This is a genomic window from Sphingomonas caseinilytica, assembly GCF_023516455.1.
In the GTDB taxonomy this organism is placed as follows: Bacteria; Pseudomonadota; Alphaproteobacteria; order Sphingomonadales; family Sphingomonadaceae; genus Sphingomicrobium; species Sphingomicrobium caseinilyticum.
Window position 1 is genome coordinate 176957 of the sequence record NZ_JAMGBA010000003.1, and the last position, 16125, is coordinate 193081.

At 61.5% G+C, this 16125-nt stretch carries 14 protein-coding genes and 1 tRNA gene; 5 read left to right on the forward strand and 10 right to left on the reverse strand.

Features of this window, described 5'->3' with window-relative positions:
* The first annotated feature begins 66 nt into the window (after nt 1-66).
* The gene (locus LZ496_RS12845; RefSeq protein WP_249905119.1) at nt 67-1173 is read left to right on the forward strand and encodes a hypothetical protein; all 1107 of its coding nucleotides are present in this window, start codon (nt 67-69) and stop codon (nt 1171-1173) included.
* Here LZ496_RS12845 and LZ496_RS12850 read toward each other — a convergent pair.
* Both LZ496_RS12850 and cysE read right to left on the reverse strand, forming a co-directional pair.
* Nucleotides 1151-1495, reverse strand: a complete 345-nt coding sequence (locus LZ496_RS12850; protein ID WP_249905120.1) for a DUF2794 domain-containing protein — start codon at nt 1493-1495, stop codon at nt 1151-1153. The two genes, LZ496_RS12845 and LZ496_RS12850, sit on opposite strands and share 23 nt — an antisense overlap.
* Complete coding sequence (cysE, locus tag LZ496_RS12855) at nt 1492-2178, reverse strand: serine O-acetyltransferase (RefSeq protein WP_249905121.1); 687 nt, start codon at nt 2176-2178, stop codon at nt 1492-1494. Before cysE ends, LZ496_RS12850 begins: the two co-directional genes overlap by 4 nt.
* Before the next feature lie 146 nt (nt 2179-2324).
* Between cysE and LZ496_RS12860 the strand changes: the two genes are divergently transcribed.
* Entirely contained in the window at nt 2325-3089 is a 765-nt protein-coding gene (locus LZ496_RS12860) for a sulfite exporter TauE/SafE family protein (RefSeq protein ID WP_249905139.1), read from the forward strand.
* A gap of 7 nt (nt 3090-3096) precedes the next feature.
* Here the strand turns inward: LZ496_RS12860 and LZ496_RS12865 are convergent, their stop codons facing one another.
* Entirely contained in the window at nt 3097-3618 is a 522-nt protein-coding gene (locus LZ496_RS12865) for a carboxymuconolactone decarboxylase family protein (RefSeq protein ID WP_249905122.1), read from the reverse strand.
* A 137-nt stretch (nt 3619-3755) separates the two neighbouring features.
* The gene (locus LZ496_RS12870) at nt 3756-4298 is read right to left on the reverse strand and encodes a peroxiredoxin (RefSeq protein ID WP_249905123.1); all 543 of its coding nucleotides are present in this window, start codon (nt 4296-4298) and stop codon (nt 3756-3758) included.
* A 113-nt stretch (nt 4299-4411) separates the two neighbouring features.
* Between LZ496_RS12870 and LZ496_RS12875 the strand changes: the two genes are divergently transcribed.
* Nucleotides 4412-5338 carry a hydrogen peroxide-inducible genes activator gene (locus tag LZ496_RS12875; RefSeq protein ID WP_249905124.1) on the forward strand — a complete coding sequence of 309 codons (927 nt, stop codon included), beginning with the start codon at nt 4412-4414 and terminating at the stop codon, nt 5336-5338.
* 50 nt (nt 5339-5388) lie between these two features.
* Here LZ496_RS12875 and katG read toward each other — a convergent pair whose 3' ends face one another.
* Both katG and pgsA read right to left on the reverse strand, forming a co-directional pair.
* Nucleotides 5389-7620, reverse strand: coding sequence for a catalase/peroxidase HPI (gene katG / locus LZ496_RS12880; RefSeq protein WP_249905125.1), 2232 nt, complete (start codon nt 7618-7620; stop codon nt 5389-5391).
* A 133-nt stretch (nt 7621-7753) separates the two neighbouring features.
* On the reverse strand, nt 7754-8320 hold the full coding sequence (pgsA, locus tag LZ496_RS12885; RefSeq protein ID WP_249905126.1) for a CDP-diacylglycerol--glycerol-3-phosphate 3-phosphatidyltransferase: 567 nt from the start codon (nt 8318-8320) through the stop codon (nt 7754-7756).
* A 97-nt stretch (nt 8321-8417) separates the two neighbouring features.
* Here pgsA and LZ496_RS12890 point away from each other — a divergent pair, with 97 nt between their 5' ends.
* The gene (locus LZ496_RS12890) at nt 8418-9716 is read left to right on the forward strand and encodes an MFS transporter (RefSeq protein WP_249905127.1); all 1299 of its coding nucleotides are present in this window, start codon (nt 8418-8420) and stop codon (nt 9714-9716) included.
* 271 nt (nt 9717-9987) lie between these two features.
* Here the strand turns inward: LZ496_RS12890 and LZ496_RS12895 are convergent, their stop codons facing one another.
* The 4 genes from LZ496_RS12895 to rpsA all read right to left on the reverse strand — a co-directional run bounded on the left by LZ496_RS12895 (nt 9988) and on the right by rpsA (nt 14206).
* On the reverse strand, nt 9988-11538 hold the full coding sequence (locus LZ496_RS12895) for a putative bifunctional diguanylate cyclase/phosphodiesterase (RefSeq protein WP_249905128.1): 1551 nt from the start codon (nt 11536-11538) through the stop codon (nt 9988-9990).
* 359 nt (nt 11539-11897) lie between these two features.
* Nucleotides 11898-11982, reverse strand: a tRNA-Leu gene (locus tag LZ496_RS12900).
* Nucleotides 11983-12021: 39 nt separating this feature from the next.
* On the reverse strand, nt 12022-12318 hold the full coding sequence (locus LZ496_RS12905) for an integration host factor subunit beta (RefSeq protein WP_249905129.1): 297 nt from the start codon (nt 12316-12318) through the stop codon (nt 12022-12024).
* Nucleotides 12319-12490: 172 nt separating this feature from the next.
* Nucleotides 12491-14206: a 30S ribosomal protein S1 gene (gene rpsA, locus LZ496_RS12910; RefSeq protein WP_249905130.1), complete on the reverse strand. Its 1716-nt coding sequence runs from the start codon at nt 14204-14206 to the stop codon at nt 12491-12493.
* A 554-nt stretch (nt 14207-14760) separates the two neighbouring features.
* Between rpsA and LZ496_RS12915 the strand changes: the two genes are divergently transcribed.
* On the forward strand, nt 14761-16125 hold a 1365-nt coding region (locus tag LZ496_RS12915; protein WP_249905131.1), incomplete at its 3' end, for a VCBS domain-containing protein.

Consider the following 16125-nt stretch of genomic DNA (forward strand, 5'->3'; position numbering starts at 1 on the left):
CGTAACGCTGTATTGACACAATAATACACCTGTGCGACCTTAGGGGCATCAGGGAGGATATTGTCGATGTACAGCCAGAACGATCTCGACGAAGCGGTAGCCGCCGGCGCAATGAGCGCCGAGGCAGCCGCATCGCTCCGCAACTTTGTCGACCTACAGCGGCGCTCACCTGCCGTTGATGAAGAAAATTTCCGGCTCATTACCGGTTTCAACGACATCTTTGTTTCGATCGCTGCTGCGATCCTGTTGTTTGCCGTGGGCTTCATCGGTCAGTGGATCGGCATGCGCACGGGCCTGATTATTGAATCGGACGGTCCCTCCCCGATCGCACCCGCGCTGGTCGCAGCGACCAGCTGGGGCCTTGCACTCTTCTTCACCGCCAAGCGACGCATGGCGCTGCCGTCGATCCTGCTGTTGCTGACCTTCGTGTTCGGCGTGCTCGCTACCGCCGGATTCGCCTTGGTGATGGGAACCGGCCCGGCTCTCGATGACAATCCGCAACTAGGCGGCGTGATCGGTGCCATTTCGGCTGCCATCGCTGCGTCCGCTGCCTGGCTTCACTGGAAGCGCTTCCGTGTTCCCATCACGGTCGCCGCTGGGGCCGCCTCGGTTGCTGGTATCGTCCTTGCACTGCTGGTGGCGGCGCTGGGACAGACTGCCGAGCAGTCGCAGAACTTGATACTTGGCTTTGTGCTGTTCCTCGGGATCGGCATGTTCCTGTTCGCAATGTGGTGGGACGGATCGGACAGGGCCCGCCTTACCCGCCGCGCCGACGTAGCCTTCTGGCTCCACCTGCTTGCGGCACCGATGATCGTCCACCCGATCTTCACGCTGCTCGGGCTCAACAATAATACTGCGACGGTCAGCGAGGGCTTTATCGCCGTCCTGCTCTATGTCGTGCTGGGCCTGACCGCGCTCGCCGTCGATCGCCGTGCGTTGCTCGTCTCCGCGCTGGCCTATGTGCTCTATGCGCTGAACGCATTGTTCCGGGAATTTGGGGCAGTCGAGCTCAACGTTGCTCTGACTGCGCTTGTGATCGGGTCGGCACTGCTGATGCTTTCGGCCTTCTGGACCCAGGCACGCGCCCTCGTGGTGGGCCCGTTGCCGGAAAGCCTTCAGGAGCGGCTACCGCTGGTCAATCGGCCGTCGGCTAATCCCGCACAAGCCGCATAAGGCGGCGCTCAAGCGGGGCCAGGACACCGTGGAGTTCATGGCCCCGCTTCACGACCATTCCATGCTGTGAAACCAGGGCAAACGCCCCCTGCTTCAACTGGAGCTGGGGGCGTTTCTCTATCCGCACGTCCGGCTGCTCGGCGGTGCGCCGGAATGCCGCGAAGACCGCGACATCGGCGTCGAACCAAAGGCCATAGTCGCGCCAATGGCCAGCCGCGACCATTCGCCCATATAGGTCGAGGATGCGTTGCAGTTCGGCTCGATCGAATGTCGCGACAGCTCGCCGGTCCCGCGGATGCGGAAACGGCGTGATCACGCTCAAGCGCTTTTGACCTTTGGCTTTGGCTGGCTTCGCGCACGAAGCTCTGCCACTTCCCTGCGCAGCGCGTCTATTTCTTCCTCCAGCTCGACCAAACGAGCGCGCGCCGGGTCGCAATCTTCGCCGCAGGGCGTTCCATAAGGAACGAAGCCGGGGCTATAGTGGACCGTGTCGACCGGTACCGGCTTGGCCGGAATCCCGACCACCGTGCTTTGCGGGACGACGTCCTTCGTCACCACGGAATTGGCGCCCACCTTCGCGCCCTCCCCCACTTCGATAGGGCCAAGGACCTGAGCACCGGAGCCGATCACGACACCATTGCAAAGCGTCGGGTGCCGCTTGCCGCCCACACCGGTGGAAGGATTGGTCCCGCCCAGCGTCACGTTCTGGTAGATGGTGACGTCGTCCCCGATCTCGGCCGTTTCGCCAATAACGGTGAAGCCGTGGTCGATGAAGAAGCGCTCGCCGATCTTGGCGCCCGGATGGATGTCAATCGCGGTGATCGCGCGCGAGAAATGATTCACGAGCCGTGCGAGGAAATATAGCTGCCCGCCATACAGCCAGTGGGCTACGCGGTGGAGGCCAAGCGCCCAAACGCCAGGATAGATCAATATTTCCCAGCGCGACCGCGCGGCCGGATCTCTGGCCTTTACGGAATCGAGATACTCAACAAGGGTCGAAGCCAATCGTGGCGTCCTTCTGCTTTTCGCCCCTAATTTAAGCGTTCAGGCCCGTAATGAAAAGGCGAATGGCCCTTTCCATGCGCCGGGCAGTGTTGCTCCCCCGCATCAACTCGGGCAGTTAATGTCTATCAACAGGGTGGAGAACGGGCATTCCCACGGAACTGCTGGCCGATCCGGCCGTCCTCGTGACCTTCATCCTGATCGGCTTCGCCGCCCAGTTGATTGACGGCGCACTCGGCATGGCCTTCGGCCTGATCTCGAGCACGCTCCTCATCGCCACCGGCGTCCCGCCCGCGGCGGCCTCAGCTGGCGTCCATACGGCCGAAACCTTTACGACCGCCGTTTCTGGCATCAGCCACGTTGCGCATCGCAACGTCGACTGGAAACTGTTCTTCCGGATCGTCATCCCGGGCGTACTGGGAGGCGTAACGGGCGCTTACTTATTGACCCAGATACATGCGGACGTCGCGAAGCCCTTCGTCCTGACCTATCTGACGGTGCTTGGCGCCTACCTTCTCTACCGCGGTGTGATGCACAAGCATACGGAGAAGGCCCCGAAGGTAGTGGCGCCTCTTGGCCTTGCCGGCGGATTCCTGGATGCGGCTGGCGGCGGCGGCTGGGGCCCGATCGTAACCTCCAACCTGCTCGTTCAGGGCAGCAACCCCCGCAAGACGATCGGAACCGTCAACACTGCGGAATTCTTCCTGACCGTGACAATCTCGGCTACATTCATTGCGACGCTCGGCTGGGCTGCCTTCACGACTGCGACACTTGGCCTTCTGATTGGCGGGGTCGCCGCCGCGCCGTTCGGCGCCTGGATCGCCAAAAGGGTCAATGCAGACCTGCTGTTGACCTTCGTCGGCTCGGTCCTGACGATCACAAGCGCCTACGGACTATATCGAGCCCTCAGCTAGTACGCGCCTAAAGCGTGGCGTGAACCGTCGCCACCGCCTTTAGTACGGCGGCAATTCGGACCGCCGACTGAATCGCTTCGGGCTTCACGCCATGCTGCTTCAACAGCTTTTCATGACTGTCGATGCACATCCCGCACCCATTCATCGCCGAGACGGCCAGACTGAACAGTTCGAAATCGTCCTTCGCAATTCCGGGCGATCCGATGAAGTTCATCCGGAGCTTGGCCGGCATGGTCGCATATTCGGGGTTCGAAGCCAGGTGGACGAAGCGATAATAGACATTGTTCATCGCCATCACGGCAGCTGCGCCGCGCGCCGCATTGGCCGCCTCCGCGCTCAGCTTGCCGTCAACCTCGGCTTCGGCGGCAGCCACCAGGGGCCGATGGCCCGTTCCATGGGCGCAAGCGAGCAGCAGTCCATATTTGCGTTGATCGCCGAGTAGTTGATCGGACAGGATAGAGCTGAGGTTCAGCCTCAAGTCCTTGGCGTAATCGGGCAACGTGTCGGCAAAATCCTTGAGGCCATGCATGGGCCATCCTCCAGCGGGCTGGATCGGTTCAATCGATCGATTTGGGAAAGAATTGGCGGCGGGGGCATAATTTAGGGGAGAATACCCCCGCCGCCTCTGCTGCTCGCGTCGCGTTAGCAGCAGGATTCGTTGGCCGGTTAGGCCGCTGGCCTCAATACTTCTTCGCCATCATTCCAGTTGCAAGGGCAAAGCTCGTCCGTCTGCAACGCGTCAAGAACGCGAAGCGTTTCGGCCGGGTTCCGGCCTACGTTGAGTCCGTTGACGGCGACATGCTGGATCACATTGTCCGGATCGATGATGAAGGTCGCGCGATAGGCGACACCTTCGTCCGGCGCGATGATGCCCAGCGCATCAGCCAGTTCCTTCTTGTTGTCGGCGATCCACGGGAAGTCCGCCTCGGCCAGCTGCTCGTCCGACTTCCGCCAGGCGAAGTGCACATGGGCGGTGTCGGTCGAAGCGCCGATCAGGTCGGCATCGCGATCGGCGAAGTCCTGCTTCAGTTCGCCGTAGCCAACGATCTCGGTCGGGCAGACGAAGGTGAAGTCCTTCGGCCAGTAGAACAGGATTTTCCAACGTCCTCCGGTGTTGCCCAGGTCGAGAGTCTCGCCGGCAGGCAAGGCAGCGGTGCCCTGCTGAACAGGAACGGTAAGTGCGGGAAGCTTGTCCCCAACGGTCAGCATAATTTCTCCAGTTATTTGTGTTGCGGTGCACAATGACTGAGGCCGCAGGTAGAGTGCTGGCTTCAATCGTTCAAGTGCATTATAACGAGCACAGTGATTGGAATTTTCGATAAATGATCGTCCACCTTCCGACCATCAAGCAACTGCAATATTTGGTCGCCCTCCGCCGCTTCGGGCACTTCGGCAAAGCTGCTGAGGCAAGTTTCGTCACGCAGTCCACCCTATCCGCGGGGCTGCGTGAGCTGGAGGCTTTGCTGGGCATCACATTGGTTGAGCGGACCCGACGACTGGTCCGGTTCACCGCTCTGGGCGAAAAGATTGCCGACAAGGCGATCCTGGTGCTTCGAGAAGCCGAAGAACTCGCGGAGCTCGCGCGGGCCGAAGGCAAGCCGCTGCACGGCGAGCTGCGCATGGGTGTAATTCCAACCATTGCCCCCTTCCTTCTCCCAGCGATGTTGCCACGGCTTCGAACCCAATGGCCCTCGCTGAAGCTCTACCTGCGCGAAGAGACCAGTCAGGCGGCCTGCGAAGCGCTTCACCGGGGCCAACTCGATTGCGTCCTTCTGGCGCTCCCGTTCGGCTGTGGCGACGTGGATCATGCGCCACTGTTCGAAGATCGTCTTTATGTCGCTTATCCGCACGGAGAGGCGCCGAGCGATCAAATGATCGATGTCGATACGATCGACGAAAATCGTCTTCTGCTGCTTGAGGATGGCCACTGCCTGAAGGATCATGCCCTGTCGGCATGCAACCGACCCGAGCTTCGGGCCAATGCGGCGATGATGGGTACTTCGCTTCATACGCTTGTGCAGATGGTCGACAACGGGCTTGGGCTGACCTTCATTCCTGCCATGGCGATCGAGGCCGGAATCCTTGAGGGAACAGGCGTCGATGCCAAGCCATTGCGGTCGGATCACGGCTTCCGCCGCATCGCGCTGATCTGGCGACGTTCGAGCCCACGCGAGAATGAGTTCCAGTTGCTCGCGGACAGCCTTCGCGAGATCGTGCGCGAACTCGTCCCCGCGAGCTCGACCAACTAAGAGCCCACCGCGGCACCAGAGGCCGATGCCGCGGCGGATCTAAGCCCTACCTACTTGGCCAGCTCTGGCTCGCGCGATGCCGCAGAGGCCTTGGCGTTCGATCCTGCCAGATCGAAACGGTCCGCGTTCATCACCTTGGTCCAAGCCTTGACGAAGTCCTTCGCGAACTTCGCTTCGCCGCCCTTCTCGGCATAGACTTCGCAGACCGCGCGAAGCTCCGCGTTCGATCCGAAGATCAGGTCCGCGCGGGTTGCCCGCCAGGCTTCGTGGCCGCCGGCGCGGTCGGTGGCGACATATTCCTCGTCACCCGATCCATCGACCGCCTTCCACACATTGGTCATGTCGAGCAGGTTGACGAAGAAGTCGTTCGTGAGCTGGCCCGAACGCTTGGTGAGGTGTCCGTGGCCGCGCTCTCCGTGATTGGCGCCGAGCACGCGAAGACCGCCGACCAGCACCACCATCTCGGGCACCGACAGGCCGAGCAGGCTGGCGCGGTCGAGCATCATCTCCTCGGTCTTCACCGCGAGCTTCTTCTTGCCGACATAGTTGCGGAACGCGTCCGCTTCCGGCTCCATCACGGCGAAGCTGTCGGCGTCGGTCTGCTCCGCGGTCGCGTCGCCGCGGCCGCCGGTAAATGGCACGTTAGTAGCGCCCGCCTTCTCGAGGCCCACCACGCCACCGAGCACGATCGCATCGGCAAGGCTCATCGAGCCGCGCAGCCCGTTCAGCGTGTCGATCACCTTGGCGAGCAGTTGCGGTTCGTTGACATCCCAGTCCTTCTGGGGCGCCAGCGCCACCCGCGCGCCATTCGCGCCGCCTCGGTGATCGGACTTGCGGTAGGTCGAAGCCGAGGCCCACGCCGCCTTGATGAGCTGGCTGACCGTCAGGCCGCTGGCCGCGATCTTGTCCTTGACCGCCTTGACGTCCGCATCGGAAGGCATCGTGCCGGCGGGGATCGGGTCCTGCCAGATCAGGTCTTCGGCCGGGACTTCCGGCCCGAGGTAACGGACCTTGGGCCCCATGTCGCGGTGGGTCAGCTTGAACCAGGCGCGCGCGAAGGCGTCCTTGAACGCCTCATGGTCGTTCCTGAACTTCTCGCTGATCGCGCGATATGCCGGGTCACGCTTGAGCTGCATGTCGGCGGTGGTCATCATCGTCGGGACCTTCAGGTTCGGATCCCAGGCCGCAGGGGCCATGTCCTCTTCCTTCTGGTCGATCGGCTGCCACTGGTTGGCACCAGCCGGGCTCTTCACCAGCTCATAATCATAGTCGAGCAGCAAGCGGAAATAGTTCTCCGTCCACTTGTTGGGTACGTTGGTCCAGGCGCCTTCGATGCCGCTGGTCACGGTATGCTCGCCAATCCCGCCATGGGCTTCGCCACTGACCCAGCCGAAGCCTTGCGCGGCGAGATCGCTGCCGGCCGGGGCTGCACCCAGGGTCGAAGGATCACCATTGCCGTGCGCCTTGCCGAACGTATGACCGCCCGCCGTCAGCGCCACGGTCTCTTCGTCGTTCATCGCCATGCGCGCGAAGGTTTCCTTCATGTCGCGCGCCATGCCGGCGTCGTCGTGCGGGTTGCCTTGCGGCCCTTCGGGATTGACGTAGATCAGGCCCATCTGGATCGCCGCGAGCGGGCCTTCGATCTGTTGAAAGCCGTGCTCGGGCGCGATGCGGGTCTGAACGCCCTGGTTGACCCATTTGTCTTCCGAACCCCAGTAGATGTCGCGCTCGGGTTCGAACACGTCGGCGCGGCCGCCGCCGAAGCCGAACACCGGCCCGCCCATGCTCTCAATCGCGACGTTGCCGGCGAGGATGAACAGGTCGGCCCAGCTGATGTTCTTCCCATACTTCTGCTTGATCGGCCACAGCAGTCGGCGGGCCTTGTCGAGGTTGCCGTTGTCGGGCCAGCTATCCAGCGGAGCGAAGCGCTGCTGCCCGCTGTTGGCGCCGCCGCGGCCGTCGGCCGTACGGTAGGTGCCCGCCGCGTGCCAGGCCATGCGGATGAAGAACGGGCCGTAATGGCCATAGTCCGCCGGCCACCAGGGCTGGCTATCGGTCATCAGTGCGGTGAGGTCGGCCTTGAGCCCGTTGTAATCGAGCGCGTTGAAGGCCTCCGCATAGTCGAAGTCTTCGCCGTGAGGATTGGTCGAACCGTTGGGGTTGAGGATCTCGGTCGCCAGCATTTCGGGCCACCAGTCCTTGTTGGTCCGGCCAAGCAGCGCTCGTACGCCACCGTCGTGAGGCACCGGGCAGCCGCCCACGTCACCAGTCTTCGCATCCATTTTCCTGCCTCCTGTCCAAATTTTGCGCCGACGCTAGGCCGCGAGTTGAACGGGCGGAAACGAGATAAGTTCGTCAGAGAAAGTTGGAAAATCGATCAGTGGCGACCGCACAGCGACATGCCGGGCGAAATGCTCAATCCATGTGCTTCAGGCCGATCCGAAGATAGTCATAGCCAGTGACCAGCGTCAGGGCCGCCGCAGCCCACAAGCTGGCCAATCCTACATTGTGAACCCACAGTTCGCCCGGGAATGCTCCGCCAAGGATCAATGCGCCGAGTGAGACCAGCTGGAAGGTGGTCTTCCATTTCGCAAGCGCACTGACCGGCATGCTGACGTTCAGCGGTGCCAGGAATTCGCGAAGACCCGATACGATGATCTCGCGTAGCAAGATGACGAGGGCCGGAATGATGTGCAGCCCGTGGATGATCGGCTCGCCTGACATTTTCCGGCTGGCGATCAGCATGACAATGACGGCCGCAACCATGATCTTGTCGGCAATCGGGTCGAGGAACTGGCCGAGCCGCGAAATCCGCCCCTGCGCGCGCGCCAGATAGCCGTCGAAATAATCGGTGATTCCAACGACGCAGTAGAGGACGAACGTGATCCCGTAATCGATGGGAGTCGGCCGCCACAGGAGGAACACCAGAATCGGCACCGCCAGGATACGCGACAGCGTCAGCAGGTTTGGCAGCGTCAGCATCAGCCAATTCGCTAGGGCAAACGCGACGAGTTGCACAGAGTCAAAAAACCGCCGCTTGCGGGCAGTAGCAATAGCGCTATCAGGGGGCGGAAGTACGATGCAGGACAGTGCACACCTATTACGAACCCGGCGCTTCCTGCCGATTTTCGTCACTCAGTTCCTGGGCGCCTTCAACGATAATCTGTTCCGCACTGCGATGGTGATGCTTGTGATCTACGGCATCTACCAGGACCCTGAACAGGAAGCGACATTCAGCGCCATTGCCGGCGGCCTGTTTATCCTGCCCTTCTTCCTGCTCTCCGCCCTCGCCGGACAGCTCGCGGACGAGCGCGACAAGGCGAAGATCGTGCGCATCGTCAAGACGGCCGAAATCCTGATCATGATCGTCGGTGCGGGCGGGTTGCTGCTGCACAATGTCCCGCTGCTTCTTGCGGCACTGTGCGCCATGGGCGTCCACTCAACCTTCTTCGGTCCGATCAAATACGCGATTCTTCCACAGCATCTCCAATCGGATGAGGTGCTGGGCGGTACCGGCCTGGTAGAGGCCGGAACCTATATCGGCATCCTCGCCGGGACGTTGCTTGGCGGCGTGCTCGTACTGCAGCGGCCGGACGGCAGCTTCCACGCCGAATTCGCAGCCGTCGCGGTTTTGGTCGTGGCGGCGATAGGCCGGGTTTCCGGCCATTTCGTGCCCGCCGCCCCGCCGGCTCCGGATGCACCGCCGTTCCATTTCGACTGGCACATCATCCGCGCATCTCGAACGCTGGTCAGCAACACGCTGCACATTCCCCGGCTGTTCCTGGCAATCATCGCGATCAGCTTTTTCTGGGCCATGGGCGCGGTCCTCGCCGCGCAGTTCCCGCCTCTGGTCAAGAATGCCTTGGGTGCTGACCAGACGGTGGCAACGCTCTTCCTCGCCACCTTCTCGGTTGGGGTCGCAATCGGGTCGGTCGCGGTCAACCGCTTGCTGGGCGGGCAGGTATCCGCACGCTATTCACCCATTTCCGCCCTGCTGATGGGCCTGTTCGTCCTTGACCTTTATCGACGGGTCAAGGGATGGCCCGCACCTGAAGCCGAGCTTCGGGATCTCCATGCCTTCCTCGCCATGCCCAATAGCTGGATGATCGTCGTCGATTTGCTGGGTGTGGCGGTGGCGGGCGGAATGTTCGTCGTGCCGCTCTACGCTTTCCTCACGACCACCGTGCCCAAATCGGAAACCGCACGGACGATCGCGGCCAACAACATCGTCAATTCCGGTCTGATGGTCGCGGCAACGCTGATTTTGACCGCCGCCGTGCAATTGGGGGTAACCGTGGCCGATAGCTTGCTGATCGTTGCGGGAGCGACCGTGATCTCGGCCTGGCTGGGCTGGAAACTTCATCTCGCCTGCGATTGAACGCCGGCGTCGGCCCCTAGGCCAGGAAAATGGTCGTAAACAGAAACCCGCAGGCGAAGGTCATCGCGAACAATTTGGCATCGCTTAGCAGCGTAGACGGAATTTCGTCCGCTACAGCAGCGGTCGCACCGCCCAATTGTCGGACCCGCAAGACACGTTGAAGGCGATCATTAGCTTGCATTGAAGACTTCTTAACGTGATTTTTACCACGTCTTCAACGCCTCTAAATCGCGCTGCGATCCACGCGTCCCACGACGGGACATTGGCCTTCTTAGCTGGCGGCTTTTCGGTAGATGGGCGGAGCCGCTGAGGGCCCGCTCTTGCGCGAACGCAGTAGAGCCGTTGCCTGATCGCCGCTCATTGGTTTGCCGAAATACCAACCCTGCCCGACCGCGCAGCCGATTCCGGCGACCGCGGCGTGCGTGGCGGCATCCTCGATGCCCTCGACCGTGACTGGAACGCCAATGCCGTCGGCCAGCGTTGCGACCGCGCGAATGATCGCGGAACTTTCCGGATCCTTGGTCAGCGTCGAAACGAAGCTCCGATCGATCTTGATCACGTCGAACGGCAGCGAGCGAAGGTGCGCCAGCGACGAGAAGCCGGTGCCGAAATCATCTAGCGCCAGCCTGATACCCTGGTTCTTCAGGCTGGTGACGATCGTTCGTGCCAGATCGATGTCGGCGAACAGCGAACTTTCGGTGATTTCAACCACTAGCCGTTCCGCCGGAAATCCCGCTTCGGCCAGCAGACGAACAATGCGCTGGGCCAGCCAGCTATCGCTCAGCTGCATCGGGGAAATGTTGACGGACAGCTTGATCGTCGGGTCCCACGTGGCTGCTTCGGTCATTGCCGCGAGCATGATCTGCTCCGACAGCCGTCCGATCAGGCCATGCTCTTCCGCCACCGGAATGAAACGATCCGGCCCGATCATACCACTGAGCGGGTGATCCCAGCGCGCCAACACTTCGAACCCGACGATTTCGCCTGTCAGCAGTTCGACCTGCGGCTCGTAGTGAGGAAGGAATTGGCCGTGGTCCAGGCCGTAGCGGATGCCCTGCTCGATCTCGCTATGGACGAGCAGCTCACGTTCCATCCCTTCATCGAACCAGATTGGGCGAGCCGAACGGGTCGAGCTGGCACGGGTGAGTGCGATGTCGGCCCGCCGAAGCAGGTCTGGAATCTGGGCATCGGACGGTTCAGCGGCAGCGATGCCGAGGAACGCTCCGATCTGCACCAGCTTGCCTTCGATTTCCATCGGCCGGGTCACCGCCGCCAGCAGCTCCTCGGCGAGAATCCAGGCGTTCGCCACCTTCGCTCGGGGTGCGGCAAGGGCGATCGCGAACTCGTCGCCGGCCAGTCGCGCCACCAGGTTCCCGGGTCCGGCGGTCTGCTCCATTGCCGAAGCAATCATGCGCAGGACCTGGTCCCCGATGTCATAGCCGTGACGATCGTTGATCGCCTTGAACCGGTTCAGTTGCATCGAGAGGATGACAAGCTGCTCTCCCTCGGCCGCCGCGGTTTGCCGCAGATCCTCGCCCTTGTCGGCGAAGCCCTTGCGATTGAGCAATCCGGTCATGCCGTCCGTCGATGCAATAAGAGCCGCGCGGGCTTCACCCTCCTTGCGCATTTCGGTTTCGTGCTGGAGGTCGACGTAGCGCCGCCAGCCGAACAGGATCAGCGCAACGTTCAAGGTCAGCGCGATCAATGCGACCTTGAGGCCCGGACCGAGACCGGTCTCCGCCTTCGTCACTCGCGCGAAGAATTCACTTCCGTTCCAGATCAGCAGGAAGACCGCGGCAATTAGGATAGACAGAAGCAGCACGTCCCGCCGTGCATTGGCGAGCGAGCGATTAAAGTCCCGCAACGCGGACTTACTTGACGAAATACTGGTCACGATCCGCAGGTTTAACTGCGATTAATTAATATTTTCCTCAGCTATGGAGGTATCGAGCCAGAGCCACCAAGCATTGAGTTCATCAGTCCCGCGGGCTGATTGGACCACCTGCCCTGGCCTTGCTCGGAGCATTGAATTCGTCAGTCCCCCGGACTGATTGGAATTCGCCCCTCGCTTCACTCGTGATCGCTGTCCTCGGCAATCCCCCAGATTGCCTGTGGGCCCTTGCCTCGCTTCGCTCGGAGCATTGAATTCGTCAGTCCCCCGGACTGACTGGAATTCAATGCTGGTGCGGACGGCGGGACTTGAACCCGCACGCCCAATGGGCAGAAGATTTTAAGTCTCCAGCGTCTACCATTCCGCCACGTCCGCTTGTGACCCGTATGTGCCCCCGGACTTTCGGGATGGCAATCAGTCGGCAGATTCCCCGTTCAGGTTCAGCCGTTCGCGCATTTCCTTGCCGGGCTTGAAATAAGGCACCCGTTTGGCGTCCACGTCGACCGCCTCGCCAGTCCGCGGATTGCGGCCCGTGCGGGCATCGCGCTGACGGGTCGAAAAGGCGCCAAACCCGCGCAGCTCGACACGGCCGCCCTTGGACAGTTGATCGGTAATGGAATCAAAAATCGCCGACACCACATTTTCGACCTCGCGTTGGCTAAGGTCTGGAAAGTCGTTGCACAGCTTTTGCACCAGCTCGGAACGGATCATCGAGTTCCCCGCAAGAATCTAGAAATTTGGCGCCAGCTCCCCCCGGCGTTGGGGCATTGCGTATCAGCACGTTACGGAAAGGAAAAGGGCGCAGATGCATTGCTGCATCCACGCCCCTCCATTTCGTATCGTGGCGGGACAAAATGTCACACCATCAAAGGTTTACCTAGGTTTACTTCTTCTTCGAAGTAGCCTCGGCCTTTTCCTTCAGCGCGGCGCCAAGGATGTCGCCCAGCGAAGCACCGCTGTCCGACGAACCATATTGCGCAACTGCCTGCTTTTCTTCGGCAATCTGAAGCGCCTTGATCGAGAAGTTCGGCTTCTTCGAACGGTCGAAACCGGTGACGAGAGCGTCGAACTTCTGGCCGACCTGGAAGCGTTCCGGACGCTGCTCGTCGCGGTCGCGGCCGAGGTCGGTGCGCTTGATGAAGCCGGTCGCTCCGCCTTCGGCCACCTGAACATCGAGGCCGCCGTCCTTAACTTCGAGGACTTCGACGGTGACGGTTTCACCCTTGTTGACGCCGCCCGAGCCCGAAGCGACCACGCCGCCACGCTCAAGCTGCTTCATGCCAAGGCTGATGCGCTCCTTCTCGACATCGACGTCGAGCACGACGGCACTGACAGTCTCGCCCTTGCGGTGAAGCGCCAGCGCTTCCTCGCCCGACACGCCCCACGCGATGTCCGACATGTGAACCATGCCGTCGACGTCGCCGGGAAGGCCGATGAACAGGCCGAACTCGGTGGAGTTCTTGACTTCGCCCTCGACGGTCGCGCCGACCGGGAACTTCTCCGCGAAGTCGGTCCACGGGTTCGACTGGGCCTGCTTGAGGCCGAGCGAAATGCGGCGCTTCTCTTCGTCGACTTCCAGGACCTTGACGTCGACTTCCTGCGAAGTGCTGACGATCTTGCCCGGATGGACGTTCTTCTTGGTCCAGCTCATCTCGCTGACGTGGACCAGGCCTTCGATGCCCGGCTCCAGCTCGACGAACGCGCCATATTCGGTGATGTTGGTCACGCGGCCCTTGAACACGCCTTCCAGCGGATACTTGGCGGCGGCGCCTTCCCACGGATCGGACTCAAGCTGCTTCATGCCGAGGCTGATGCGCTGGGTGTCGCGATTGATGCGGATGATCTGCACCTTGACGGTATCGCCGATGGCGATGACTTCGCTCGGGTGCTGGACGCGCTTGTAGCTGATGTCGGTGACGTGCAGCAGGCCGTCGATGCCGCCCAGGTCGACGAACGCACCATAGTCGGTGATGTTCTTGACGACACCGTCGATCACCTGACCTTCGGCCAGCGACTGGATCAGGCCCGAACGCTGCTCGGCGCGGGTTTCCTCGAGGATGGCGCGGCGCGACACGACGATGTTGCCGCGGCGGCGGTCCATCTTCAGGATCTGGAACGGCTGCGGCAGGTCCATCAGCGGCTGCACATCGCGAACCGGACGGATGTCCACCTGGCTGCCCGGCAGGAACGCCACTGCGCCGCCGAGGTCGACGGTGAAGCCGCCCTTGACGCGGCCGAAGATGACGCCGTCGACACGGTTGCCGGCTTCGAATTCCTTCTCGAGCTTGTCCCAAGCAGCTTCGCGGCGCGCGCGATCGCGGCTCAGCATGGCTTCGCCCTGCGCATTCTCGACGCGGTCGACGAAGACTTCGACTTCGTCACCGACCTTCAGCTCGGCCTTCTGACCCGGCGCGGCGAATTCGCGCAGCGGGACGCGGCCTTCGCTCTTCAGTCCGACGTCGATGACGGCGAGGTCGTTTTCGATTGCGGTGATGGTGCCCTTGACGACGCGGCCTTCAAAGGCCTCGTTTTCGCCGCCCAGGCTTTCGTTGAGAAGCGCCGCGAAATCGTCGCGGCTCGGAAATGCCGTGCTGGCCATAAAATGAGTGTACTTTCGAACTTCAGATTTTCATGCCGCCGCCGGCCACCGTGGCCGGACTACCTTAAAGCGGACCTGGAAACCCAATATGCCGCCCCTCCGGCCCCATGCCGAAGGCGCATCCTGAAGGTTGCGGCCTGCGAATGCCCTTACATGCAAAACGGCGCGTGAGAGCCGGAAGGCTTCCCTCCGTACCCTACGCGCTCGCCTCAAATGACGGGCATCCGCGGGATCCACCACCCGCCGGACGGGGCGCGCATAGCCGAAAGGGTTTAGAGGGGCAAGGTAAGCACCGCTGGAGCAGTGCGATTAACGGTTTGTCTCGTTTTGGAACGGATTTGAATCTTAATTCTTGTTATCTTTAGTTAATTATCGAAAGTTAATGCCGACTTAACTTTGCCCCGAGTCGTTCGGGGCCTGTATCGGGGGCTTGGACATCATGGCTAAGAATACTGCCGCTGGCGGGCGCCAAAGATGTGCCTGTGCTCCCCTGACCTTCATGCATTTCGACGTTGCAACGGCGACCGGGACTGCCTGGATCGAGGAGTATTGAAATGGCCGATATGACCTTCACCATCAACGATCAGTCGACGGGCGGCGGGACGCCCGTGGTCCAGGTTAACATCCGTGAAAACGCCGACGGAACCGTGACCATCACGCTAACTCAGCTCCTTGGAGCAATGAACTATCTCGGCGACCTGCGCGGCTTCTTCATGGATCTGGCCAATGAGGGTCTTCTCGGAACTCTGAGTGTCTCCGGCTCGAAGATGACGCTCGCCAACGGCTCGGTCGTATCGACAACCTCGGCCTGGACAAGCGGCAACGACACGGTGTCCACTGCCGGTAGCAACAGCAACAACATGAACGGCATGCTTGGAAGCGACAAAGGCTTCGATTTCGGAATTGAAATCGGAAGCGAAGGTGTCGGCGCCAAAGGCGATGACGTTCGCGCTTACGAGTTCACCCTGGACAGCAACGCCGCCCCACTGACTCTTGCAGACTTTGCCAACGTCAATTTCGGTGTCCGCATCACGTCGGTCGGCCTCGACACCAATGGCGACGGCATCATCGACACGACACGTAATGGTTCTGTGAAGATGTTGGAACAGGGCGCAGCAACCACGGGGCCAAATGCGACTGTTTACGTCGACGACGACACCTTCCCCAATGGCGGTGCCGGCGGCACCGGCGACAACGATGACGCCCTCAATACGACGGGCATCCTGTCGCACACTTATTCAATCGGGACGGTCAAGCTTACCGGCGTCGATCTTCCATCGGATCCAACCCTGTCGGTTGTCACCCTGACACCGACGCTCATCATCATTGCGCAGAACGGGACGAACGTCCTCAAGATCGAGATCACCGATCCCGCCACCGGCGCGTATAAGGTTACGCAGTTGGCGCCGTGGCTCCATCCGCCCGGTGGTGACGAAAACGACATTGTCGTCACGGTTGGGTACGATGCCGTCAGCAGCGACGGCGATACCGCGTCTGGCGTGCTGACGATCAACGTCGACGACGACTCTGTCCTGCTCCTTGGTACGAGCGACCTTGCGGGTGCGGTCACCGAAGACGGCACGCTCGTGTCGACTGGCCATATTGATTTCAAGGCGGCCGATGGAGCGACGGCAGATACCGATGAGTCGCAAACCACGCTTTCCTATACGCCCGACGGCGGGGCCCCCTCGGCGCTACCGGCGAGCCTGGACGCTGCTGCGATCGAGGCCGCCTTTGCTATCACGAACGCGGCAACCGGGACGTGGTCGTACGATGCCTCCGCGCTAGACCTGGATGCGCTCGGCTCGGGCGATGTAATCACGCTTACTTACAAGGTTGTCGTGACCGACGCGGATGGCGATTCCGCTACTGAAACTGTCACCATCACCATCACCGGCACCAATGATGCGCCGGTGATC